This is a genomic window from Methanogenium sp. S4BF, from assembly GCF_029633965.1.
Classification (GTDB): Archaea; Halobacteriota; Methanomicrobia; order Methanomicrobiales; family Methanomicrobiaceae; genus Methanogenium.
Genome location: NZ_CP091277.1, coordinates 1,120,078 through 1,145,588, shown reverse-complemented (window position 1 = coordinate 1,145,588; position 25,511 = coordinate 1,120,078). Strand labels below are relative to the sequence as shown.

The 25,511-nt window shown below is 51.2% G+C and carries 20 protein-coding genes and 1 tRNA gene; 9 read left to right on the top strand and 12 right to left on the bottom strand.

Annotated features, from left to right (window positions below; genetic code table 11):
• Both L1S32_RS05620 and L1S32_RS05615 read right to left on the bottom strand, forming a co-directional pair.
• Positions 1–1,236 (bottom strand): hypothetical protein, encoded by a 1,236-nt coding sequence (locus L1S32_RS05620; RefSeq protein WP_278156875.1) that lies wholly within the window; start codon positions 1,234–1,236, stop codon positions 1–3.
• Entirely contained in the window at positions 1,236–2,072 is an 837-nt protein-coding gene (locus L1S32_RS05615; RefSeq protein WP_278156873.1) for a site-specific DNA-methyltransferase, read from the bottom strand. Before L1S32_RS05615 ends, L1S32_RS05620 begins: the two co-directional genes overlap by 1 nt.
• Positions 2,073–2,209: 137 nt before the next feature.
• Here L1S32_RS05615 and L1S32_RS05610 point away from each other — a divergent pair, with 137 nt between their 5' ends.
• Positions 2,210–2,905 carry a YkgJ family cysteine cluster protein gene (locus L1S32_RS05610; protein WP_278156872.1) on the top strand — a complete coding sequence of 232 codons (696 nt, stop codon included), beginning with the start codon at positions 2,210–2,212 and terminating at the stop codon, positions 2,903–2,905.
• Between the two features lie 59 nt (positions 2,906–2,964).
• Entirely contained in the window at positions 2,965–4,293 is a 1,329-nt protein-coding gene (locus tag L1S32_RS05605; RefSeq protein ID WP_278156869.1) for a lamin tail domain-containing protein, read from the top strand.
• A 377-nt stretch (positions 4,294–4,670) separates the two neighbouring features.
• On the opposite strand, the gene L1S32_RS05600 is transcribed toward L1S32_RS05605, so the two are convergent.
• The 6 genes from L1S32_RS05600 to modA (L1S32_RS05575) all read right to left on the bottom strand — a co-directional run bounded on the left by L1S32_RS05600 (position 4,671) and on the right by modA (L1S32_RS05575) (position 9,945).
• Entirely contained in the window at positions 4,671–5,084 is a 414-nt protein-coding gene (locus tag L1S32_RS05600; protein WP_278156868.1) for an S-adenosylmethionine decarboxylase, read from the bottom strand.
• A 402-nt stretch (positions 5,085–5,486) separates the two neighbouring features.
• The gene (locus L1S32_RS05595) at positions 5,487–6,545 is read right to left on the bottom strand and encodes an ATP-binding cassette domain-containing protein (RefSeq protein ID WP_278156866.1); all 1,059 of its coding nucleotides are present in this window, start codon (positions 6,543–6,545) and stop codon (positions 5,487–5,489) included.
• Positions 6,546–6,559: 14 nt separating this feature from the next.
• Positions 6,560–7,357: an ABC transporter permease gene (locus tag L1S32_RS05590; protein ID WP_278156864.1), complete on the bottom strand. Its 798-nt coding sequence runs from the start codon at positions 7,355–7,357 to the stop codon at positions 6,560–6,562.
• Positions 7,347–7,862, bottom strand: a complete 516-nt coding sequence (gene tsaA, locus L1S32_RS05585) for a tRNA (N6-threonylcarbamoyladenosine(37)-N6)-methyltransferase TrmO (protein ID WP_278156862.1) — start codon at positions 7,860–7,862, stop codon at positions 7,347–7,349. The genes L1S32_RS05590 and tsaA overlap by 11 nt, the downstream gene beginning before the upstream one ends.
• 189 nt (positions 7,863–8,051) lie before the next feature.
• A complete protein-coding gene (gene modA / locus L1S32_RS05580; RefSeq protein WP_278156859.1) occupies positions 8,052–8,870 on the bottom strand; it encodes a molybdate ABC transporter substrate-binding protein in 819 nt (272 codons plus the stop codon).
• Between the two features lie 250 nt (positions 8,871–9,120).
• Positions 9,121–9,945 (bottom strand): molybdate ABC transporter substrate-binding protein, encoded by an 825-nt coding sequence (modA, locus tag L1S32_RS05575; RefSeq protein ID WP_278156858.1) that lies wholly within the window; start codon positions 9,943–9,945, stop codon positions 9,121–9,123.
• A gap of 288 nt (positions 9,946–10,233) precedes the next feature.
• On the opposite strand from modA (L1S32_RS05575), the gene dacB reads away from it, so the two are divergent.
• The 5 genes from dacB (at position 10,234) to L1S32_RS05550 (ending at position 20,573) form a co-directional block, all read left to right on the top strand.
• On the top strand, positions 10,234–11,835 hold the full coding sequence (dacB, locus tag L1S32_RS05570) for a D-alanyl-D-alanine carboxypeptidase/D-alanyl-D-alanine-endopeptidase (protein WP_278156856.1): 1,602 nt from the start codon (positions 10,234–10,236) through the stop codon (positions 11,833–11,835).
• A gap of 627 nt (positions 11,836–12,462) precedes the next feature.
• On the top strand, positions 12,463–12,861 hold the full coding sequence (locus tag L1S32_RS05565; RefSeq protein WP_278156854.1) for a response regulator: 399 nt from the start codon (positions 12,463–12,465) through the stop codon (positions 12,859–12,861).
• A gap of 937 nt (positions 12,862–13,798) precedes the next feature.
• Positions 13,799–18,376 (top strand): PAS domain S-box protein, encoded by a 4,578-nt coding sequence (locus tag L1S32_RS05560; RefSeq protein ID WP_278156852.1) that lies wholly within the window; start codon positions 13,799–13,801, stop codon positions 18,374–18,376.
• A 16-nt stretch (positions 18,377–18,392) separates the two neighbouring features.
• Positions 18,393–19,427: a response regulator gene (locus L1S32_RS05555; protein WP_278156850.1), complete on the top strand. Its 1,035-nt coding sequence runs from the start codon at positions 18,393–18,395 to the stop codon at positions 19,425–19,427.
• Positions 19,428–19,448: 21 nt separating this feature from the next.
• Complete coding sequence (locus L1S32_RS05550) at positions 19,449–20,573, top strand: response regulator (RefSeq protein ID WP_278156848.1); 1,125 nt, start codon at positions 19,449–19,451, stop codon at positions 20,571–20,573.
• A gap of 158 nt (positions 20,574–20,731) precedes the next feature.
• Here the strand turns inward: L1S32_RS05550 and L1S32_RS05545 are convergent, their stop codons facing one another.
• Positions 20,732–21,616 carry a PGF-pre-PGF domain-containing protein gene (locus L1S32_RS05545; protein WP_278156846.1) on the bottom strand — a complete coding sequence of 295 codons (885 nt, stop codon included), beginning with the start codon at positions 21,614–21,616 and terminating at the stop codon, positions 20,732–20,734.
• 141 nt (positions 21,617–21,757) lie between these two features.
• Positions 21,758–23,575, bottom strand: coding sequence for a C69 family dipeptidase (locus tag L1S32_RS05540; RefSeq protein ID WP_278156844.1), 1,818 nt, complete (start codon positions 23,573–23,575; stop codon positions 21,758–21,760).
• A gap of 313 nt (positions 23,576–23,888) precedes the next feature.
• Between L1S32_RS05540 and L1S32_RS05535 the strand changes: the two genes are divergently transcribed.
• Positions 23,889–24,017 (top strand): hypothetical protein, encoded by a 129-nt coding sequence (locus tag L1S32_RS05535; protein WP_278156842.1) that lies wholly within the window; start codon positions 23,889–23,891, stop codon positions 24,015–24,017.
• Here L1S32_RS05535 and L1S32_RS05530 read toward each other — a convergent pair.
• Positions 23,988–24,542, bottom strand: a complete 555-nt coding sequence (locus tag L1S32_RS05530) for an N-acetyltransferase (RefSeq protein ID WP_278156840.1) — start codon at positions 24,540–24,542, stop codon at positions 23,988–23,990. The two genes, L1S32_RS05535 and L1S32_RS05530, sit on opposite strands and share 30 nt — an antisense overlap.
• A 62-nt stretch (positions 24,543–24,604) precedes the next feature.
• Between L1S32_RS05530 and L1S32_RS05525 the strand changes: the two genes are divergently transcribed.
• Entirely contained in the window at positions 24,605–24,946 is a 342-nt protein-coding gene (locus L1S32_RS05525; RefSeq protein WP_278156839.1) for a hypothetical protein, read from the top strand.
• Between the two features lie 366 nt (positions 24,947–25,312).
• Here L1S32_RS05525 and L1S32_RS05520 read toward each other — a convergent pair.
• A tRNA-Glu gene (locus tag L1S32_RS05520) sits at positions 25,313–25,387 on the bottom strand.
• Between the last annotated feature and the right edge of the window lie 124 nt (positions 25,388–25,511).

Below are 25,511 nucleotides of genomic sequence, written 5' to 3'. Positions count from 1 at the left end.
TTACATAAATATAAACAGGGTGATCCCGGCGGTTATGATGCCTGCGCAGAACAGCGGCACCGTATACCGCATACTGACATCCCACACACTTTCACCTGTCGTCCGGCGTATCAGCCAGAAGAACGGGTCTGTTACGAAACTGAACATCATGCACCCTGCTGCTGTCATCAGGACGAGGGGCAGTGCGGGTACTGCGGCTATGATCTCTGTTCCCGCAAGCAGGGAGGCAGTGATGACCGCAGAAACAACCCTTGAGCCCTGTGCGGCCTGAAAGAGTGCTGCGATGACAAAGGGCACAAGCAGTGCCGGGAGAATGGTGGTGAGGGAGGGGAGGGCGGCCGCAATGCCTCCTTCTGCTGCAACTACCGCTCCGAGGCCGCCTGCGCCGCAGAGATCAAAGATGATGATCCCCGCATGTTTTGTACCTGATTCCAGTGCCGGAATGCGGGATTGTGCCGGCGAGAGGAGAATGGCACCGCAGAGGCCGGCAAAAAGGGCGATATTGATGTTTGCAAGAATGGAGAGGGGTGGTATCAGGTGTCCGGCGGCAAGGCAGGCGACCGGCAGTATGACCGGTATCCATGCCTGCCTGCGACTGCCGGGAGCTGATTCTTCGTTCTCCGGGCTGCCCGTGCTGCATGTATGATGCCGCCCAGAGAGGTATGCAGCAATGATGAGTGCAACGAGTGAGAGGGGCAGTGCGGCCTGCAGATAGCTGCCGGTGGCAAAATCCCCCGGATACAGGCTGTTTGTGATTGCGTAGGTGACCGGAAGCGGGTAGAGAAAGACAAACGAGATGACTGACCCGCAGGCTGCTGCGTAATAGAGTGACGTGGTGCAGTGCAGCTTTCTGCGTATGCCCGCAAGTACCGGTGTGAGGACGATAAAGGGTGTGATGCAGCACATCATCGGAACGGAGAGCAGGTAACCGGCGATGGCGGCTGCGGAAACCGGCCGATGGGCAACCTGCCCGATGTCTTCTACAATACGTTCCGCACCGCCGTCCCGTGCCAGGAATTTGGCGATCACCGATCCGCAGTAGACCGGAATTCCGAGGAGTGCGAAGAGTGCCCCGGCGCCGGCGGTAAATGCCGCAACTGCTCCCTCCCCCATCCCTGTCAGAAGGGCAAACAGGAGTGCTCCTCCGGTGAGGGTGAGGAACGGCGGGATGGCATGCCGGGCCGCCACGACAGCGATAACGGCAATGGTGAGAATGAGTGCGATAAAAGCGTCCATTATGGTTCCGGTGTTATTCGTCTTCGTATCCGTTCCTCAGCACAGTCGCAGTATTCCGGGTCTATCTCAAATCCGACGTAGCGGACGCCAAGGGTGATGCATGCAAGTGCTGTATTCCCGATGCCCATAAACGGGTCACAGACGACTGTATCCGGAGTGTGTCCGTGCAGACGGATACACATCTCCGGGAGCTTCTCCGGGAAACTGGTGGGATGCGGCCGGGATGACCGGATGGTTTTGTAGGGGATGAACCAGACATTCCCCCTGTCCCGCAGATCCTGTGTTGCCTGTTTCCAGCGGCCGATATTGGTCTTGTCCTGATATTTCACCCCGATGGCAAGCTTATCCAGTTTTGTTGTGCCTGCGGGGGTGAAATGGAAGATGTGTTCATGGCACTGGCTGAGGTACCTCTCCGAATTTACCGGCTGGTAGTGTCCGACGGAGATGTCATCTCTTATGGCATCATAATTGCCGGCATCTTCCTTTGCAATCGATATGGACTTCACCCAGTGAATAACATTCTGGAGGACGTAATCCTCCCTGAATTCCTGCATGACATCATAGGGCACCCACGGCTCACGGGGTTTTCCGCCGATATTTAAGAAAAACGACCCGTCCTCACGAAGAATGCGGCGGGATTCATGTGCGACACGGTGCATCCAGTCCAGATATTCATCATAGGGCATGGTGTCGTCATGAGTTGCAGAGGGTTTGCCGATATTGTAGGGGGGCGATGTGACTACGATATCCACACTGCCGGTTTGCATCTGTTTCATGCCCTCAAGGCAATCTGTCCGGTAAATCCGGTCAGTCTCAATGGATGACGATATCTTCATGCACGCCCCTGTCTCTGTACGGTATATTTCCCACTCATCTGATTTATCAGGCGTGATTGGTGGACGTCTGCCGGCAAAGAAAGGTGCAAGTATGTTCAGCAAGAAACAGATCATCAGGTGAGATAATCTCAAAGGCAGTGATTCTGAGACGGCTGAAGGGAATGGAAGAGGAGCGTGCGCTTCTTGAAACATACCCGGTGGCAGACTATGCTGATATCGTCAGCGAAACCGGATTCTCCTGCACCTGCTGTGGGCGCTGCTGCACAAAGGCAGCCAATGATCATGTATTTTTGCTGGATGAGGATGTGCGCCGTATCCGGCAGGAGCACCCTGATGTGCTGGTGCCCGCCCCCTATTTTGAGGCGTGCGACCAGAACGGGCGGTTCTTTGTGTCCGGGTATGCACTGAAGACAGCGGACGGAAATGTATGCACGTTTCTGAATGATTCCGGCCGGTGCCGCATCTATGGGGATCGCCCCCTGATCTGCCGGGTATATCCGTATATGCTGCATCGGGAGCCGGACGAATCGGGGAATGTGCACTGGTGCCATCTATCCGGCCTCAATACGCACGGGGAATACCATGTCTCCATGACGTCTGAAGACGCATCAGCAGTGGCGGAGGAGACTATCCGCTACGAAAAAGAGTATCTGGACCAGCAAATAGCATTCATCCGTGCCCTTCTTGCACTGTTTGAAGAAGAGGGGCTTCGGTATGTCCGCCGGACATATGACCTTGCGATGCGGGGCTTTTGCCAGGGTGAGACGGTGCCTGTCATGGTCTTCTGTGACGGCCGGTTTGAAGAGACCGTTGTCTCCCGTGATATGTATTAACCCACAATAAAGGGTGGATATGCATCCTTTTTTTGTCTGTGGCTCTGATGTATCTATGGATGGGAAAACGTTCACGCCTGGGAAAGCTTGGCATCTTTGTACTGCTTGTTGCAGGTATCTTCGGTGCACTAAATTACGGTGATGAGATCCTGCAGTTTGTACCGTCCGTGACTGCCGGCCCGGAAGAAGACGGGCTTGTGGTTGGTGCATTCAATGTTCAGGTCTTCGGCACGACAAAGGCCGCCCGTGAGGATGTGATGGATGTGCTCGGGCAGACAATCCGGTCATATGATCTCATTGCCATTCAGGAGATCCGTGACAGTTCCGGAACAGCCCTTCCCGCCCTCCTTGAGGAAGTGAACTGCGACGGTTCACGCTATGCCTATGTGGCCTCCGATCGGCTGGGGCGGACGGTGTCAAAGGAGCAGTATGCCTATTTCTATAATACCGATACCGTGAGGCTGCAGGGTGCGCCGCAGACCTACCCGGAACCGGAGGGGACAGACCCGTTCCATCGCGAGCCCTTTATCGTCTGGTTTGAAGGCACGCAGGACCCGGTCAGTGCGGTATGTGCGGTTATTCATACCGACCCTGATGAGGCGACCGAAGAGATTGCCGCCTTAACCGATGTTGTGGACTGGATCTATGCTGCGTATCCGTCGGAGCCGGATGTGATTGTGATGGGGGACTTCAATGCGGATGGCACGTATTTTGACGAGGAGTCTGATACTCCGCTCCGTGCATCCGGGTATCACTGGCTGACAGGAAATGACATGGATACTACGACCGGAGATACCGTGAGGACCTATGACCGGATGGTCATCACCGAATCCCTCACTGATGAATATACCGGCACTGCCGGTGTATTCCGGTATGACGAGCGGTTTGGGGTGGCCCCTCCGCTCCTGACCGCTGTCTCGGACCATTATCCGGTATACGCAGTCTTTACCACAGGCGATACTGGCAGTCCGGAAGCGGCAGCACCGGCAGCCACGACGGCAGGTGCCACACCATCGACCTCTCCTGCTGTGACCATTGCTCCTCCTGATGCTGTGCCGGGAGAAGGAGCTTCAGGATGGGCTGTCATGATCACCGGTGTCAGTCCGGCTGACGAATGGGTGACCATTCAGAACACCGGCACCCTGTCACAGAATCTGACCGGGTGGATACTCACTGACGATACCGGAAGCAACCGGTATACATTTCCTCTTCATCACCTGGAGCCCGGGGAGCTGGTCACGGTGTATACCGGGACCGGTGAAGCAGCCGGAGGCGTGCTCTATTGGGGAAGGGCTCAGGATGTATGGAATAATGACGGGGACACGGCATACCTGTATGGTCCCGGCGGAGTGCTGGTGTCATCGTTTCCCGTCGACGCTGCTGTCTGAAGAATACTTTCACCCTCCCCGGCGGGTATTTTTGAACAGAACCGTACAAGAGATAGATGGGGAGGAGGATACCCCCATTCAACACCTCTGCATGCGAGGGGAATTCACCGCTCAAAAATTCCTCCCGTATGATTCAGTCTGCTCCAGACTTCCAAATCATCACTCCTTTCTTTTTTTCCTGTTCTCTTCTGATTAAGGCATGGGTAATTTCTCAGAAACAGACTCTTCAGGATTCAGGATGTCAAAGGTACAGAGATGTGCATCATTCCCTGTACCGTAAGGAACAGTATATGCTGCAGGGCATGGGTCTTAATGATATGAGTGCAGGAGTGTTTTCTCCTACAAAAAAACGAGTTTACGACCCATCCGGGCCGTACTTAATTTCTGAACAGAACCTGTGTCGTACAGGATTCAGCTTCAAAGAAATCTTTACAGAATTCAGCCACAATCTCGGGAGCGTACTCCTTACAGCTGAAGATATCGAGGTATGCCGCGTTTGTGTCGTTGGCAAAGTGGCCTGATATCAGTGAGGTTTCAATCAGCTGGGTCATGGAATAGCCGGCAACCCGGTCACATGGACCGAAATGAACGACCTGTGTTTCTCCAAATCGTTTCATGTCAATGAGTTCACACAGCTGAACTACGAACTCACGAATCTTTTCCGCATCCCGGATGGTTTCCGGGTTACATTTCTTGAGATCGACTGCGGTCGCAAGACCCCATGCATCCGTCTCTTTGAACTGTCTGATGATCCCCTCATCAGATGTGGATACTACTGCTACCTGTTCCATGTCTACTCCGACATAATGTTGTAAGAATACATCATTTAATTGAAGATTTAATGGTTTTGTTGATTATAATTGGGCAGAAATCTGTTTATTCAAATATTCGGTCACTAAATTGTATTTTGAGCCATTATTATTTTTATTTTTGAAATTGGTTCAATTAAAGCCATTTTTAAATTTTAAAAATTTTTATGAATTTCATCAAATATAATCGTTTTTGCCATAAATAAACCAGTCGTGCCCCCCTGTGTTTTAAATTGTTGTTGACAGACGGGTGGCACAGGACCCCCTGCCCATATGTTTGCGCAGATCATGGTGCGTGGTGGGGGGGGGTTTTGGGTTGTTTTCAGGGAGGTGCCGCACATATGGAACATATGGGTAATAATTCGGGATTGAGTGAGATAAAAATTAGAATATATGGACGGACTGCGCCATAACTGTCAGATATACGGTATCTCCGATCTCTGCACCAAGTGCGTACCATCCCTGCCGGGTTACTGCGGCAATGAAGGGCAAACCGGTATCGACGGATAACCGAACCATCGAACCGTTATCTGCCACATCGGTGATGGTGCCTGCAAAGCAATTCCGTGCGGTGGATTCGATTCTGGAACGTGAGACCATGATGTCTTCCGGCCGGACGGTTGCCGTGACCCCGGCGCTGGCGGTGCAGAGGGACGAACAGATGAGGTGGGGACCGTCTTCCCCCTCCACACGAACCACCGATAGGCCGTCTGTTTCCGTGCAGGTGCCCCGAAAGATATTCTGGACGCCGACGAACTCTGCAACAAACGCTGAGTTGGGGTGCCGGAATACCTCGTCCGGGGTCCCGACCTGCAGGACCCTGCCCTGGTGCATCACGGCCACCCGTGATGAAAGGGAAAACACCTCCTCAAAGTTATGGGTGATATGGATGATTGTTGTCCTGAAGGCGGCATGCAGGCGTTTAAGTTCAGCCCTGAGTCGCTCACGTGTCTGCCCGTCCAGAGCACTCAGGGGCTCGTCCAGGAGCAGGATTGAGGGTTCGAGGACGATGGCCCGTGATATTGCCGCCCGCTGCTGCTCTCCGCCGGAGAGGGTGTCCGGGTAACGGTGGAGCAGGTGTCCGATGCCGAAGATCTCTGCCACAGCTGCAACCTTGTCAGTAATTTCAGCCGGAGGAAGTTTCCGGTTCTTCAGGCCAAATCCGATATTCTCTGCAACGGTCAGGTGAGGAAAGAGCATATAGTCCTGATAGACCATGGTGATGTTGCGTTCACGCGGCGGCACAAAGGTGACATCCCTGCCATCGAGGGATACGGTGCCTGAATCAGGGGGGTATACTCCTGCGATGGTCTCCAGAAGGATGGTCTTGCCGGCACCGGTGGGCCCGATGATGACGAAGTACTCTCCGTCGTTGACTTCAAGGGAGACATCGTCGAGGATGAACTCTCCCAAATCTTTTGATATGTGTTCTATTGTCAGCATGATGTTCACCGGTGTCAGAATTTCGCAGATCCTCCGAAGTATTCGAAGACGTAGAGGGATACCACCGAGATCACCATGAGGATGATTGCAGCAGATATGGCCATCTCCAGTTCTCCGCATGACATATTCAGAAAGAGTGAGATTGGCAGTGTCTCGGTCTTCATGCGGGTGGCGCCGGCGATCATCAGGGCCGCACCGAATTCACCAATGCCCTTTGCCCAGGTAATGACAGCGCCTGCGAGAAATCCGTTCACAGCCATCGGAATAGTGACTCTCCATATGGCCTGAAGGTTGGTGCATCCAAGAGTACAGGCCACATATTCATACCTGGGGGAGATATCGGTGAATGTTGAGCGCATAATCCTTAGCATGAACGGCATGTTCACAAAGAACTGGGCGACGATGATGCCAAGGGGGGTAAAGACAAAGACAATCCCGATGGACTCAAGAGCATCACCGATGGGAGTGGTGCCAAAGAAGAGCAGGAGTGCCACACCTGCAACAAGCGGAGGCAATGCCAGAGGAAGATCAAGGATGGTACTCACGAAGCTCTTGCCCCAGAAGTTGTACCGTGCCAGTGCGTAGGCGGCGGGTACTGCGATGAGTACGCACAGGAGGGTGGATATGATGGATGTGGCAAGGCTGAGGTAGATCGCAAACTGGATCTCCTTACTCATCAGGGACTCTGCCACCGCCGCAGGAGAGGGGTGTGTTATCACAAGAAAGAGCAGGGTGAGAATGAAAGCGGTGAGAACAAGACCCACCGCGATGGTGGTGACCTTGACCCAGTTTCGCCGGAGGTCACTTTTCACGATTGGTTCTCTCCTTGTCTCTTAGTCCTTTCGGGGTGGCATTCCATTTCCCGATGTCATCCATGTGCGTATTATCCACCCATCCGTTTTTGACCTCCTCACGGTGGTCGAACTGATATACATAGGGTTTGATGTCCAGAAGGGGCGTCCCGTCCAGAATGTCCACCTGCTCAATCTCCAGGATATTGTCATGCACATCCAGCAGTTTCACGATGGATATGCCGATGGGGTTCGGCCGGTTGAAGTGGCGGATGGCAAAGATGCCGCGTTCCTTCTCTCCGTCCAGGAAAGGCTTCCGGGTCAGGTTCTTCCCGGTGGCACGGTCAAAGTGATAGATGAGGATCAGGTGAGAGAATGATTCAATGTCTTTGAGTCCTTCTGCAAATTCGACGAAGACCTCAATCTGTCCCCGTGACGGGTTGAATATCCCCTGAATCGGGGTGTTCTCATGCTCGGTATGTTCAGAGTGGATAATACCAATTGGTCGGAATACAATGTCTGTCATATGTTCTGCCTCGGGTCTGGTTTTGCTGATACTCGAAATGAAGCTGGGTTATGCAGGTGCGTTGCCTGCCCTGAAACGAACTGCAGCAGCCATTGCGGGTAAAGAAATGCCGTCAGTTTCATTTCGGTTCGGACTGCGCAACCCATGCATATTATTTCCTTGTAATTTCACAGCAAAAAAGAAAAATGTTCAGGCATCTCCGTATTTTGCAGACGGGTATGTCTCAAATCCGTGCTTTACAAAGATAGCCTTTCCTTCGTCTGATGCAACGAAATCAGCAAATGCCTGTGCCTCTGCCGGCTTGTCTGAGAACGTCAGGGTGCCCACCGGGACGACCTTGACAAACCCTTCATTCAGGGGGATGTCCACCTGTTCGATGTCTGAGTTGTCAAGGAGGTCCTCCCAGATGACGGCGGCATCTGCCTGGTCCATATTCATGTATACGAGAAGTTCGTTAACGGTGCCTGACCGCACGACGATATTGTCCTGCAGGTCCTCCCAGAGGCCCGCCTTCTCATAGATCTTCTGGGTGGCGATTCCCACCGCATTTCCGGTGGGTTCACCGATAGCGACGGTCACACCATCTTCCGTGAGATCTTTCAGACAGGAGATGTTTTTCGGGTTGCCGGGTTCAACAGCGATGGCCAGGACATGATAGATGACATCCTCACTGGAGTTGATGAATCCCTTCTCTGCGGCAGAATCGATGTATGCTTTTGCACCGGGCATGTAGCAGTCTCCTTCCTGCAGGAGCTCCATCTGTGAGAGCAGCTGTGCTGAACCGCTGTATGTGTATTTAATCTCCGTGCCAGTCTTTTCCTGATAAACCTGTGCGATTTCATCCATCGGTTCGCGCAGTCCTGCGCCGGAGTATACAATCAATGATTTCTCTTCGGTTACGGACTGCAGCGAATCGGGTGTCGTTGATGCCTCAGATGTGCAGCCGCATGCCAGACAGAGGCAGAGGGCTGCTATGATGGCAAAAAAAACCACGTAATTTTTACTCATATGCTCAATATTTTAGGATATTGCTATAAAAAGACCCGGATTTCCAGTCGGGTTAATTGATGATGATTAACTCGGCGTATCTGCCTGGAATGATGGGCGTATGAGAACGATGTTATCATTGCCTATTCCCCAAATGATTCGATGTACGGGGGGGCCAATTTGCATGATACGCTGAAATCCGTGTGATGTTTCTGCCGGATTCTGTTGGATATTATGCCATGATGCCGGAGCACAAAAAAGAGAGAAAAAATTATGCATCCCCGTATTTGGCACAGGGATATGTCTCAAATCCGTGCTTCACAAAGATGGCCTTGCCTTCGTCAGATGAGACGAAGTCAGCAAATGCCTGTGCATCCTTCGGATTTTCTGAGAATGAGAGTGTGCCGATGGGGATCACTTTGATGAACCCTTCATGAATCGGAATGTCGACCTGTTCAAGGTCTGAGTTGTCAAGGAGGTCCTCCCAGATAATAGCAGCATCTGCCTGGTCCATGTTCATGTAGACCAGCAGTTCGTTGACGGTCCCTGACTGTACGACAATATTGTGCTGCATGTCTTCCCAGCAGCCGGCCGTATCCAGCATTTTCTTTGCTGCACTGCCGACAGCAGGTCCTGTGGGTTCACCGATTGCGACACGGACGCCGTCTTTTGTCAGGTCGGCAAGGGTGGTGATATTCTTTGGATTGCCGGGTGCGACAGCGATGGCAAGCACATGGTAGATGGTCTTCTCACTGGAGTTAATGAATCCCTTCTCTGCTGCGGAGTCGATGTATGACTTTGCACCGGGCATATAGCAGTCGCCTGACTGGAGGAGTTCAATCTGTGAGAGCAGCTGAGCTGAGCCGCTGTACGTGTATTTAATCTCAGTGCCGGTTTTTTCCTGATAGACCTGAGCGATTTCGTCCATTGGTTCACGCAGGCCAGCGCCGCAGTAGACAACCAGAGATTCGGCTGATGCGGACTCTCCTGCAACAGGGGTGCTGTCTGCAGGTGTGGCCTCGGATGTGCATCCACAGGCCATGCAACAGGCAAGTGCGACAATGAGAAGCACTGCCTGGAGATGATTTTTACTCATATGTTCACATTTGCAGTTTCTGAAATAAAAATGTGGTTGACTTGGCTCCATGTTAACTCAATCAAATTGACTCTGTTTTTATTCAGATAACAGCTGAGCGACACTGTTCACAAGTGCAGGCCGGCTGGTGCCGGATATATTGTCGTGAAAGGCTGTTCCAATTTTCTCTCTACATGGAGGCATTGGAGTGAATCCGATGATTTTTGGAAACATCCGGCTTTTTCATATCATTACCTGGAAAATGAATTTCGGAATCTTTATTGCTATAAACCATGCCCGTTCAACTGAATGGCAATGATGCGGTCTGGGATGAGAATGTGGAGAAAACGGATATCTCCTGCCTTTGGAATGGTGCTGATGCTTCTTGCTGTTGCATGCGTCTGTGGGTGCACTGCGCCGCCGGTGGATAATGGGGGCGATTCGGCTGGGAATTCAGATATTTCTGTGATGAAAGAAACAATTGACCGCATCATCTCGCAGGAGAGATACCGTTTCTCGACCTGGGGTGCGATGGCACGCGACACCGATTCCGGTGAGGTGCTCCTGTCACTGAACGGTGATGAACTGTTCACTCCCGGTTCAACAACAAAGGTCTTCACGGTTGCAACAGCCCTTGACGTTCTCGGGCCGGACTACCGGTTTGTGACACCGGTGTATCAGACGGGTGACAATCTGGTCCTGGTAGCTTCAGGCGACCTTGCGATGGGGGGCCGGGCCGGACCCGGAGATACTCTCACATATACAAATGAGGACCATGTGGATGCCGGGGCGTTTGGGCATTGCATGCTGGTGGAGGCAGACCCGCTTGCCGGAATGCAGACTCTTGCACAGGAGGTGGCGGCATCCGGCGTCCATACCCTCGGGGATGTGGCAATAGATGACCGTCTCTTCCGGGAGGCACGGTTGATGGACAAGGGGATTGTCACCCCGATTGTGGTGAACGACAATCTGATTGATGTGACGATTGTGCCGGGAGCCCCGGGTGAACCGGCAGCCGTTGACTGGAGGCCGAAGTCATCGGCCTATACCGTCGCAAACCATGTGGTCACCGCTTCTGCGGGTAGTGAGATGTCGGTTTCAATTCCGGATTACAGCGGTCAGCAGGTGATTGAAGTTGACGGTGTTATTCCCGTTGATGCGGGAACAGTGACCCTTACGTCCAGTGTCATGGTTCCGTCCGCGTTTGCACGCAGTCTTTTTATTGATGCGCTGGAGAATGCTGGGGTTGCAGTCGATGCACCGGCAGCAGGGCAGAATCCATCCGGCCTCCTTCCTGAAAGGGGTGGGTATGCAGCGAAAATGAAAATCGCTGAACTGACCTCCCCGCCGTTCTCCGAGTATGCGAAAGTGACCCTCAAAGTCAGCCAGAACCTCTATGCAAACTGTCTTCTGGGAATCATTGCCGCCCATGAAGGATATGATATGGTCGATGCAGGGTTGTATGTCGAAGGGGAGTATCTTGAGTCGGTCGGTGTGAATTCTGATACGCTTCTTCTGGTTGACGGGGAAGGCAGTATCCTAAACCGTATCAGCCCGCGTGCGGGAACTGCTCTCACCTCAGCTGTTGCTAAATTGGAGAATTACAATGCCCTGAAAGATGCCATGCCGGTGCTTGGGGTGGACGGCACCCTTGCAACAGGAGCTCAGCCCGGTGACCCGGGATATGGAGAGATTCATGCAAAGACCGGAACTTCGGTGGCGGGAGATCAGTCGGGCAGTCTCTTTGTTTATTCACGCGGACTTTTGGGATATATGACGACAGAACGAGGGACCAATCTCACCTTCTGCATCTATGTGAACAATGTTCCGGGACTTGAATCAATGGATGACCTGCAGGGGGTCGTCGGAGATGTGAACGGGGTTGCGGTTGCGATGTATGCATATTTCTGACTGAGCTGCCCGAAATTCTGTATCGGGGGGTGGTTCCCCCCCTTCGCTTGAGAATCCCTGAATCACTGATGGTAATGCCATTGTGTCTCTTTTCGGCTGTGGGGTGTAATTTATTCTGCATGGCATCAGCGACGGTTCTCTTATGTGGCAGGCGTGCATGGATAGGTGAGGGTGATATGCCAGTGGTACGGGATGTGGCATGCGTTCAAACCGATTGTGCGACAATTTCTGTCATACCTCCGGTATGGAGGGCTGTTGGTGGCGGCTGATTCGCAAATCCATTTGCATCTGTTTAGTATCCGTTCTCGAACATCCTCCTGAAGATGATGGCAGATGTCTGTACATTGGAAAATTGGAAAAATCCTGTTTGGGATTTTGTTCGTTCCGCTCTCCCAATCACTATCGACAGGGTCGTACCGCGTGAGCCGGAACAGTATCAGATATGTGCAGGGGTAAAATCATCAGATAAATTCCGAGGACCCTTCATTTCCCAAAGTCCCGGAGAATAGTAAACCCAAACTGTTTTCCGTTTGTACATACAGAAAAATGTTGCGGTTTCAGATAGGATGAATATCTTCTTTGTCTGAGATATGTTCTGTATTTAGCTGTTAAATATTGGGGGTTGGTGTGAACAGAAACTCAGTTTTCTCCTGTGGAAAGAAGCTTGCCATCGTTGAAGATGAGGAAATTGTCTCGATGATGCTTGAGAATGTTCTGCAGAACGTGGGGTATTCAGTTGTCACATTTTCATCCGGTGAAGAATTGCTGGGCGGGATGGCAGACTTCTCTCCTGATCTGATCCTGATGGACATCGGGCTTGATGGTGCTCTTGATGGGATACAGACCGCTGATACGATTCTCAGTGAGTATGGTGTGCCTGTTGTCTTTCTGACGGGCCACTCAGATGACGAGATTATGCAGAGCATCATTCGCCTGAGTCCTGATGGATGTCTTACAAAACCATTCCGTGAAAAGGAGCTGTTCAGTATAATTGAAGTCGCGCTTTCCCGTCACAGAACTGAGTAAATAATGAAAAAGAGTTGTCTGTGCCATATCATGACCTTCAGATATGCATCTTCTGCTGTTTCTTTCTGTGAATTATATGAATCCGTGAATCCCGGATATTTTATCGAAGTCAATTTTCTGCCATAGAAAATGCCCGGCTGGCTATCTGAAGAGCTTCTTCAGAAACTCTGTGGGAGATTTACGATGAGGTGTGTCATGATGACTTTCCCGGAGGATTCATAAAACTCCGGAAGGAAGGGTCAGTACGATGGCGGGATGATCCATTCTGCCCGGGATGGCACCCGGGTGCCTGATGATATGTGCGCCCACTCTTTCAGCAATAGCGTCAGGCAGGTTGTGCTGCCGATCTGACTGACTATCCTCATCACATGCTCTAAACCTATTTATGTATAATTTGTTTCAATGATTGAAACATAGCCTATTATTAATGAGGGGACTGCAAGTAGTATATTAAGGCATCATTCCGGGCAGATTCACCTTCAGATGTAAGCATTGCTTACCTGATCCCCCCCCCGCGATGAAGGTGGTGAACTGAAGTATTGGTAAATAATCTGTTTCATAATACTGAAGATATAGCGACAGCGGCACTTTCATCCGGGAAATGCGTGTTTTACCCATATGCGCACGCGGGTGCGATTCTGGTCGAAAATGCTGTTGGAAGTACTTTTGCATCAAAAATATCTGAACGTTTAGCATCAGGGCAGAGTTATCGAAGATGGTGCGTCAGTGTACCGGAGAGCAACCAATCCGGTGCAATGGATGTTATCCTGCACCTGTTTTTCAGAGAGAATCCGGTCGGAAAAAAACATGATGTGGGGCGATTCTGTTGAAATACCTGAATAATAGAGAATATCTCAATAACTTCATACTTGGCATTGCAATATTTAGTTTCATCATTTCGGAGCTGACTCTCTATTTCTTCTCCGGTGAAACCAACGTGATTATTGCACATCTGTTGTATTTCCCGATTCTTCTGGGAGCGTTTAAATATCCACGTCAGGCAGTGATGCTGAGTGTTCTTACCGGGGTCCTCTACCTCATCGTGTTTGCTCTTTTCATTCTGCCTGAATCCCTCCTGCAGATAGTCCCGGCGATGACGCAGTTCTATGTGTACATTAGTATTACGGTGGTCATCTCTTCACTTTCCATGAAGATGCAGATGAATGAACAGCGCTACCGGAATGTCTTCGATAATTCGGGAAATGGTATCTGTGTCCTTGATGGAGATACCGGAATGATCATTGAGCAGAACGAGCAGTGCAGAAACCTGATGGAGGCCATTCCCGGATGCAGTCATTCCGGATTTGCTTCATTCTGCAGGGATGATGCGGAGATGAAGGCCTTTCTTGACCATATGCGCCATGAAACGTACGTTCAGAACCATGAAATATCACGTACCCTGGCGGATGGTAAGGAAAAGCACCTCCTCCTCTTTGCATCACGGCTTCCGGATGGAAATGTTGCAGTGAATATTGCCGACATCACGGAAAGAAAGGGAGCAGAACGGAGGATCGCAGAGCGGGAAGAGCTCTTTCATTTCCTGGCAGACAATATGGTCGACCCCTCGGTTATCTATGATGCCGAAGGGACGATTCTTTTTGGCAACAAGGCTGCGGTTACCGTTTCGGGGCTTGGCTCAGTGGCTGAACTGAAACAAAAAAATCTCCGGAACTTTCTTTTTTCCGGGACCCCGTTTCAGATGCATCCTCCATCCGAGAGTGAGATTGTAGATGAAAATGGGACATTTCAGGGCGTCTTTGAGATTCAGACATTCAATGGAAGGACCCTGTCTGTAGAGGGACGGGGGAAACGAATCTCATTCCATGGGGAATTGGCAACGATTGTCACATTCCGTGACGTCACCCTCCAGAAACGGGCAGAATTCCGGACCTGTATTCAGCGTGACCTTGGTGTTGCGCTGGCATCGATATCATCGGTAACACGTGCATCCGAGCTTTCCGTTGGTGCTGCGATGAAGGTAGCCGGACTGGATCGTGGCGGGCTCTATCTCATCGATAAAAGAACGGGTGACTTTATTCTTGCCTCCTCTGGGGCTGGTGCTCCTGTAACCGAATCGTTACCATTGTTTTTTTCTGCTGACTCAGAAGTGGGTGAGATCATTCTTCGCGGGGAGCCATGTTATTCTGAGTGTGTGTTTCCGAAATCCGGAGATGCTTTTAGGCAAACCGGTGGCGGTCTCCGGACAGTGGGGTGCATACCCATTATGGACAGGGAATCTGTGATTGGGTGTTTTACTGTCGGATCTTATGAACCGGATGATATCCCCCTTGAGAGCCGGACAGAGCTTGAGACCATCGCAGCACAGGTAGGGAATGCGATTGCACGCATTCAGGCTGAAGTCTCCTCTGGTGAGAGCCGGAAAAATCTCCAGATGCTGTTTGATTCGCTTGAGGACTTTCTCTTTGTGTGTGATGAGCGGGGCCTGATTCTCCACACAAATCCGGTGGTTGCAAAACGGCTGGGCTACTCAGCAGATGAACTGCAGATGATGGCCATCCCTGAAGTGCACCCTGTATGGGCACGGGATGAGGTGACAGCGGTTGTCGCTGAGATGATGGCGGGAATCTCTGATTTCTGCCGTCTTCCCCTTATGACGAAGGATGGGGAAGAAATTCCCGTTGAAACGAAGGTCACACTGGGAGTGTGGGGTGGGCAGGCTGCCTTATTTGGCATTTCCCGTGATATATCCGAGCGTAAGCGTGCAGAAGAAGCTCTCCGGCGCCGTGATGCCATACTTGACGCAGTGAGTTTCTCTGCCGGCCACTTCCTTGGTGACACAGCATGGGACACCCATCTCTCAGATGTCATGCAGCGTCTGGGAGAGGCAACCGGATCAAGCAGGGCCTATGTGTTCCAGAACTATATTGATACTGAATCAGGCCTGCTCCGTACCAAAAACTATGGTTTCTGGACCGCGGATGGGATTGCCTCCCTTCCCAATGGAGATCGTCTGCGTGATGTGTGCTACGCGGACGGTTTTGCCCGCTGGGAGGCATCCCTCTCTGCCGGCGTGCCTCTCTCGGGGAATGTCAGGGACTTCCCTGAATGTGAACGTACATACTTTGAGCCGTGGGGCATCCGTTCGTTCATGGTCGTGCCGATATTCACGGATTCGCAGTGGTGGGGCTTTATTGGCTTCTATGACTGTGTGCATGATCGCGAGTGGACGCGTACCGAGATAGATGCCCTGCAGGCTGCAGCAGGTATCATCGGTGCTGCCATTCATCGCGACGAAGTAGACGAAGTATTCAGAGATCCGGTGGAGAAGTCACTGGTCTGCACGTATATTGTTCAGGATGGTATTCTTCGCTATATCAATCCCCGCGGTGCGGAGATGTTTGGATATGAACGTGAAGCACTGATTGACAGCCAATACTCTTTGCTTGTTCATGCGGAGGATCTCCCTGTAGTTGAAGGGCATATCCGGGAGAGACTTTCCGGTAAAGCTGACTCTGCACACTACGAGTTCCGGGGAATCAAAAAATCCGGTGATGAGATTGTCTGTGAGGTGTATGGGACCCCGATATCATACATGGGCGGCACTGCCATCGTCGGGACGCTCATGGATATCACCGAGCGGAAAGCGGCAGAAGAACGGGTTGAACATCTTCATCAGGTGATCCTGGCTGTGCGGAATGTCAATGAGCTCATCGTCCGTGAAAAGAACCGGGACCGGTTAGTACAGCAGGTATGCAAGACACTCACTGAGACCCGTGGCTACTATCGTGCTGCCATTCATCTTTTTGATGGAGAGGGTGGTGTCATATGCCGGACATCAGAGCAAGGATACGATGATGCCTTCATTCAGCAGGCAAAACAGATGCGACGCACCGATTTGGCAGTCTCATGCAACGAGGTGCTGTCGTCATCCGACGTATTTATTTTTGAGGATCCCTGCCCTGTCTGTGTGGACCCGGTCATCAGCAGGCACCCGGATGGCTATGGCCAGATGTGTGTCAGGCTTGAGCATGAGGGGGATGTCTATGGTCTCCTGAGTATTTCCCTTCCCCGGGATCTTGCTTCAGACGCAGAAGAGAAAGCGATCTTTGTTGAAGTGGCTGATGATATTGGTTTTGCACTCCACAGCATCGCCCTTGAAGAGGAACGGCGTGATGCTGAAAAGGAACTTAAAATCAAGGACTATGCGATATCTTCAGCTATCAGTGGTGTTGTGATCTTTGATCTCAACGGAAACGTTACCTATGCCAATGACGCAGCAGTCGAAATGTGGGGATATGAATCTCCTGCTGAAATGCCTGGCAGGGGTATGGACGAACTGCTGGTACTGAGAGAACAGGGGGCTGATCTGCTCAGCGGCCTGTATGAAACAGGTGTCTTCGTCGGTGAAATCGAGGCTAAGAAGAAGGATGGATCCTCTTTTATCGGTCAGGCGCATGCCTCGGATATCATTGATGATCAGGGCTGGCCGGTTTGTCTGATGGCCTCGGTGGTTGACGTGACTGAGACAAAACGTGCAGAAGAAGCACTTTATTATTCTGAAACTCTCTACCGGACGATCTTCGGAACCAGCGGCACTGCACTGGCGCTCGTAGAAGAGGACGGCCTCATATCTCTGGGAAATCTGACCCTGGAAAAACTATTCGGATATCCGCTGGGTGAAGTGGAAGGTAAGCTGAAATGGGATGTATTTGTCGCTGAAAATGACCGGGAGGGTGTCAGGAATTATTTCGCTGAGGCAGATCGCGATGCCGGGGGACGTTCACATCAGTATGAAGCAGAATTGTGCGATAAATGGGGAAAACTACGGCAATGCTACATCAGCATTGACCTGATCCCCGGAACGAAACGGCATGTGCTCTCTTTTACTGATATCACTGAACTGAAGGACTACGAGACACAGATCAAGGATTCGCTGGACGAAAAGTCGGTGCTCCTGATGGAGATTCATCACCGGGTGAAAAACAACCTTCAGATCATATCGGGGCTCATTAAGCTCCAGGCGCTCTCCATGGGGGATGACGATGCTGTAGTTCACCTCAAGGAGTGTGAAAACCGGATTATGACGATGGCACTGGTGCATGAAAGCCTGTACCAGTCTGAGAACCTCGCTTTCATACATGCACGGGAACACCTGCAGAGACTGGCTTCAAATATTCTTCGCTCAGAAACCGATACCTCGCACATCAGCCTGAATGTTTTGGTTGATGATATTTCACTCAATCTTGATACTGCGATTCCCTGCAGCCTCATTGTGAATGAATTACTGACTAATTCTGTAAAATATGCCTTCGATGGGGATAAAAATGGCATAATCACTGTTGAGTTGCACCGGGATGACGATGACCTTCTGACGCTCATCATTGCCGATGATGGTCGGGGCCTGCCCCCGGATTTTGATATTTATACCGCAAATTCCCTTGGCCTCAAGCTGGTGGCACGGTTGCTCCGATCCCAGTTGAAGGGGACATTGGAGGTTGACGGTGAAAATGGTGCTAAATTTACGATGAAATTCCCGGAAAAAAAGAAATCATGAGTTTAATGGTGTGTCTATGGAAAAGAAACGAATTCTGATTGTCGAAGATGAGGTGATTGTGGCAATGACCCTGGAAGATGTTCTGCAGAAGCTGGGGTACCAGGTAGCAGGTGCGGTGACAAACGGGCCGGATGCCATCCAGATGGCAGGAGAGGTGATGCCGGATCTGGTGCTGATGGATATCCGCCTTGACGGGTCGATGGATGGGATTGAAGCGGCCACACGCATCAGTTCACTCTACTCAATCCCTGTCGTTTATCTGACTGCCCACTCGGATCAGGCGACACTTTCCCGTGCCATCCAGACCCAGCCCTACGGGTATCTTCTCAAACCATTCCGGGAACGCGACCTCTATACAACCATTGAGATGGCATTTCATAAGCACAGGGTCATCCGGCAAACCAGCGAACCCGTGGCAAAAGAGGATCATCCCTTACCTCGTCCCCGTGAACCGGAGAGGGCGGAGAAGCAGGACCTGCATGAAAATACGGTGGGACTGGAACGGCTGGCTCTTGAATCTCTGAATGTTCCGGTCTGTGTGGTGGATAAAAATCTCAGGCTTGTACTCTTCAATGATGCCTTTCGGTGTCTGTGCAGTCGGTTCAGTACTGCAGAGTGTGGAAAAAAACAGATGGTGTATGAGGTTGCACCGGCTGTTCTGGTGGGTACAGTTAATGACTATCGGGAGGTATTTGCCCGGAATAAACCGCTCCGGATGAGAAATGTATTCAGGCAGGATGGAGGGGAACATGCTGTGGATATCCATTTCCGGCCGTTTGTTACCGTTGGGGGTGATTCGTTTGTGGTCACCATGGTGTCTGATGCAACGTATGCGAAGAAGCTCGAATCCCGGATTCAGTCATTGTTTGAGACCTATGATGAAGTCCTGTCTCTTCTGGGTGAGTTCAGGGGACTCAACGGACACGGGAATACCGTTATGCAGCAGATTGCCGCCCATGCAGAACAGGTGGTGATCTCACTTTCACAGATTGATGTGGGTGTACTGAAATCTGATTGCCATTCATCCCTGAAGAAGATCTGGGATGATTGAGGATAATGAAGAGGTGTAAAAATGACAAAGAAACGAATTCTGATTGTTGAGGATGAAGCTATTGTGGCGATGCAGATTGAGGCCTCGCTGAAACACATGGGATATGAAGTTGTAGGGGTGGCAAGTCGGGGGAATGATGCCATTCGTATCGCAAAAGAAACCTGGCCGGATCTGATCCTGATGGATATCCGTCTTGAAGGTACGATGGATGGCATTGAAACAGCAAATGCGATTAACATGTATTACACCATCCCGGTGATTTTTCTCACGGCATACTCGGATGATACAACAGTATCACGGGTCATCAAAACCAAATCATATGGCTTTATGACCAAACCGTTCAATGATCGGGAACTGTATTCAAATATTGAACTGGCGATTGGCAAACACACATCCTCACAGAAATCTCAGGTTGAGGAGGCAATTCTGTCGTCGATATTCTCCCTGATCCCCGATGCAGTCATCTCAACAGGGCCGGATGGTACTCTGCGGAGGTTCAATGCCTCTGCACAGGCACTTTGGGACTGGAGCACAGAAGAGATTGGAAATCACACTCTCTTCAGTATTCTGGATCCCGGCGTGACAGATATGGAGACCTTTATTGATTCCCTGGATCGCATGGAAAAGACTAAACGGGGACTGATCCGCTGGTCGGATACGGTTGTTGCCACGACAGGCACGGGGGAACAGCAGCAGTTCACTCTTACCGTTGAGCCGATTCGTGGTTCTGACGGTGAACTGCGTGAGTTTGTCCTTGTTTTGACCCATCCGATTGTAGCCGGACCGCCTGAGGTTTCTGCAGTCACACCGCGCCAGGTGATTGAGATCATCAAGGATCCGGTATATTTTATGGACAGCCAGCTTAACTTGGTTCTTTTCAATACGGCCTTTCAGGAGTTCTGCCTGACCATGTCATATGGTACACCTGAAATAGACAAACCGGTCTTCGAAATGCTTCCTCCCGCCTTTGTTGGAGATGCAGACGGGTACCGGGAACTCTTTAAACGGGGTGCAGCATGGCAGGGAGTTGTCGATATGACGAATACATCCGGTATCAAACGCTATTTCATTACTACAATACCCGTTTTTGATGATGAAACGGTATCACACATGGCAACAATCGTCCGACCTGATGCAGATTCCTGAAATAAAGTCCTGCATCTCCTTTTTTTCCGGAGTGAACCTGTCTCTGTTTGCCCTTATTTTGTCAGTTGAAATTCGGGGTGCCGGATTCTGATCGAAAAGGAAAAACCGTGAATAAAAAAAGAAAAAGGTGAGGTGTGCCCCTGTGGTCCCGGAGGTAATTATCGCATTCTCCTGAAGAGGAAGGCGATTCCTGCAGCACCGAACAGCACTCCTGCTATGGGGAGTGGAGTCTGTGTGGGGGGTACAGAGGTGGGGGTGGTGGTAGCCTGAGTCGTTGGGGAAGCAGGCGTGAAAGTTGCTGCAGGGAGCTGTTCGGCTGGTTCTGTGGGGACGCCTTCCGGAACATCACCCGTTGATGCGGCTGCATCTACGATAGCGATTGCAAACCAGGAAAACCCGGGTGTTTCAGCGGTGAAGAGCAGGTTTTTCCCATCCGTGCCTGCGGGTTCGGTCGGGAGTGATTCCCATTCCTGACCGTTCAGCCGCATCAGCACCGCTGTCTTTCCACCGAGGACGTCTTCAGGCACGCCAAAGGTGATCATGGCATCGGCTATCGCAGCCGGGTCTGCACGATAGAGTGTGAAAGAGAGATAGCGCCAGATGTTGTTTCCAGACAACGGCACTCCGTCCGGACGGTTCTGCTGGTCGGTTACGGTAACAAGCAGGGCAGGTGCATCTGTCTTCATATCTACCGCAATCAGGGTGACCGGTGAGTTGCTGACCGAAAGGCTGGCTGTTTCTCCGGCCCGCAGGGCGCCGGTTGTTGCAGCTGAAAAGGTTGTGCTGCTGTCGCTGTCGCCCCCCGGAACCGGCGCAGGTGTGGGTATAGGTGTTGGTGTTGGAGTGGGTTGCGCAGTGGTCGCGGCTATGGCAAATGAGGAGAAGCCACTGGGGGAGAATGCCTCAAAGATCATCATGCCGTCAGCGGTAGTCCCGAGGGAGGTCGTGTTCAGCACTTCTGTCACTCCGTCGTCGCCCTGACGGAATATCCGGATGGCTGTGCTGCCGCCGTTTGCATCCACCCGGTCGGGTGAGACGGTCATCTGCAGGTAGGCATTCCTGATGCCATTTGTTGTGGTCAGGCGGAAGGGAATCGGTTACGGCAGGCACCGGTTATTATCCATCTTCGGCAGGAGTCGGTGTCCGCTGAACTGAAATAAAAAAATGATATGGTTGGCTGATACTCAGATGAGGCTCAGAATCTCATCAAATGATGCATTTTTTGGCACCCATACAGACCGGCCGGTATAGTTGAGGCCCTCTGTCTCGCGAAGTGCGTCAAGCTCATACACCCGGGGGCCATACTGGTAATCTGCGGTATCATACCACCACGCCGGATAGCCGGACTCTTCAACACTCTCATTTGTGGGGTCGGTGATGAGGCCGTTTGAATATTTTACCACGAGCATGCCGGTGAGGGCTTTCCAATAATCAATTATTTCATCGCCTCTTTCCACGCTGAAATTGGTGAGGAGCTGGCGTGCCCCTGTTTCATCTCCTGCCTGAATCAGTTCAACTGCCTGTGCGTCTGTTGTCTTTACTGCTTCAATAGACTCAGATTCAAGTCCTGACTGTTTTGCCTGGATATCAACAATCATTGCATCGTAGCGGAGCATTGCCCAGTTGGTGACAAAATCGAAGATCCAGTAGGCAGATTCCGGATCATACACTTTCCTGTCGCCGGTGGCATAGGGGATTGATACATTCAGGGCACCGGCGTACATTGGTGTATACACGGTTTCGTACGTGACGGCCGGGCCAAACCAGAGCACCCCGCCCACAGGGTCGGGGAGGCCTGCCCGTGCCTGTGCTACATAGCTGTAGGCACAAAACACTGCGGAGACAGGTCGGGGGTTTGCACCGGGACGGACTTCAATGGACGTCTCATTCTGGAAATCGGTGTGGGCATCGGCGGGGCCGAGATACCGGTACGGATTGCCGAAGGGCCCAGCGGCAACGCCTGTTGTCAGATCAAATTCCGTTCCCTCGTAATGGTCCCGGAAGAGAGAGAACGCGGTTGTCAGGTTGACTTTTTCGTCGGGTGTGATGGTGAACGGATAGCTTTGTGTGTAGGAATTCTCCACATACGGGCTCAGTCCAAGTGATGGCGCCAGACGGTGCTGGATGCTCCAGACACGCATCAGGGAGTAGTAGGGGTGGGAGTATTCGCCATAGCTTGTTGCTTCCAGCCAGTCGAGTGGTCCGTCCGCAGGTGTCCACATGTTGTTCTCCTCTGCGATGCGGAAGAGGTCCGTCGCGTAGAGCATATCGGGGTCGTTTGGAACGATCTCACGAATCCGGAATTCGTTTCCGGCCACAAAGACTTCTCCGTCCGGTATCCTCTCTGCCGCCCAGAGGCCGCCGGTGCCTTCCGGACTGGAGCACATCTCAATAACCCATGCATCCTTCGGGTCAGCGAAGATGAGGGTCTCACCGGTGCCGTAGTAGCCGTATGTCTCAATCAGTTCTCCGACCAGTTCGATTGCCTGCCGTGCGGTTGTGCAGCGTTCGAGGGCCACATTGGAAAGTTCAGACGAATAGAAGATTCGCTTCCCTTCCTCTGCACCGAGCTGGATTTTGGCATAGTCCGTGCACTCGCCGCTTACCAGCTGATGTTCGTTTATCATGCCGTAGGATGCGGTATAGTAACCATAGGTGTGGGGCACCTGGTCGATATACCCGAGAACAGCCTCGGAACTGCCGTCTGCCTTATTTCCGGCCGCATCGGAGCCGCTGTTGGGATCGAATGCGACGGCCCGCTTCTCACCCGGTGCATGGTCTGCAGCCGGTATGTAGATGAGGCTGATGTCGTCGTAATTTCTCCAGTCAAAGCCGACACCATCATTCGTGTGTCCGACATACATGGAGCCGTCCTCTGAGGCGCCGGGGGTGACGGCAAAGATCGTGCATGCGGATACGGGTGCTGAGATCAGCATGAATATCAGCAGAACTGAGAATACGCATGGTGTACTGCGTATGTTGTTTTTGAATCTGGTCACCATGTCAAAAAATGAGGAAGGTTAGGGTAAAAATATATTCATTTCATATTCGGGTGATTTTGAACGGTACTGGCAGATATTGCGTCCTGTCCGGACAGACTCTATTTATTCCATTGGAATCAGCGTTGGGGATGAGTAATCTGGTATCGTATCTCTCTCTCTTCGCCATTCTGTGAGATCAGGGCTGTCCCTTTGAAGCATGGGAGGATGAGGTCTGCCGGATTCCTGAATCCGGCTTTTCTCTAAAATCTCAAAACCCACAAGTATTTCGCTCTAAATTAACAATTGGAAAAAATTTCTGTTTTGATAGAGAATAATGCGCAGATTTCTCCTTATTCTGACGGCTCTCATCAAAACTCCATCGGAGTGCCTGACCTATGCGACCACCCTCCTGTCCTCTGCGACCGTGACTCTCTCACTCTCTCCAATGCTCCGGCTTATTTAATGCATCTGCACATACAACCCGACCGGTAATCCCTTCAACATCCTTTGAACCCAAAAACTGCACCATCCATGCACCTGCCTGCTCTTCCGGAATTGGATACGGCGCAGCAAATCCCATGTTGCCGGCATCATTGATAAACCCATATTTCGGATAGTAGTTCTCATGTCCGAGAACAAAGACCATTTCAACACCCATATCCTTCAACTTTTTTAAGCCCTCATTGATGAGCATTCCGCCGATTCCCTGCTTCTGGTGTTCAGGTTTAATTGCCAAAGGTGCAAGAAGGTAGATCAAAGGCGAGGGGTCTTTTCCGTCAATTGCTGCCTTTGTGAACAGGATGTGTCCGACTGCTTCGTCTTCCTTAAAAGCCAGTAATGATATTGTCGGCTCTGCGCTTTCATCTTCCAGAAGTTGGGATACTAAGATTGCTTCTTTTTCATATCCGAAGGCCTCTTTTTCGACTTGGATAACATCGTGAAGATCGGACTCGTTTGCTTCCCTGATTATAAGAGTATTTACTGCCATTTTTCCTCTGAAATTATTCTTTTATTAATAAGAATTGTTTCAAATTTATTTAGCAGTAATTTATGCAAAGAAAATTATCTGCTGAAGCCGAGCTGAATGAATTCGACCGGGAAAATAAACCACATAATCGCCAGTTGGGGTACTTCGAAGATTGGTTCGCAGAACAGTCGGTGCGGATGGGGCGTGAGGAACAGGGTCTGCTGAGGAAGGCAGAAATGGCAGGCCTGAATCATAGCAGTGACTTCTTCTTTGGTGAGGATGTCGTTCGCCTCTTTGGTCATGGCCTCCTTGGAGGGTGGCTTGATCTGGTTGAATATTTATCACTGATGCCGGTGTATTCCCTTTCTGTCATCCGGATGGAGAATTGTTTGGGAATCACAACGAAGTCGGATCGGGTGTTTTGATTGTACAGCCGCACGTGTTTGTTGTTGGCTGATTTGATGCTGTCAATACCTGGTAGATGTTGACGATAGTGTTCTCATGAAAAGGGCTGATGAATCTTCGCGGTCCTGCCACATGGAAGATTATTTCTTGACACGGGCCGGGCAGATGGTGGGACCGGATTTGTGCCAGGTACCATACTCGTAGAGGAGCTTGAAATCATCCTCGGTAATCTGGGCATGGTTTACCGCACGATTGATTGAATTTGTGGCGTATTCACTCTTGATTTTGTGAAATTTGCTTCGCTACGGCGGGGTGCTGTCTGAGTCATTAAACAGAGGTTACCGAGGACAGTATACAAAAAGAGTGACCGTTCTTAAAGGTCAGGATGCTGATATGGGGATTCGAACCCCAGTCGCAGGAGTGAGAGTCCTGCATGATTGGCCGGACTACACTATATCAGCAATGTTGTAGTGCCTACTAAGATAGGACTGGTTCTTACTTAAATTTACGTATTTGATACTCCGTATCCGGTTGTATGGATGGTCCACTATTCCTGTTCATCTCCCTGATAACCGCCTGCTCCCT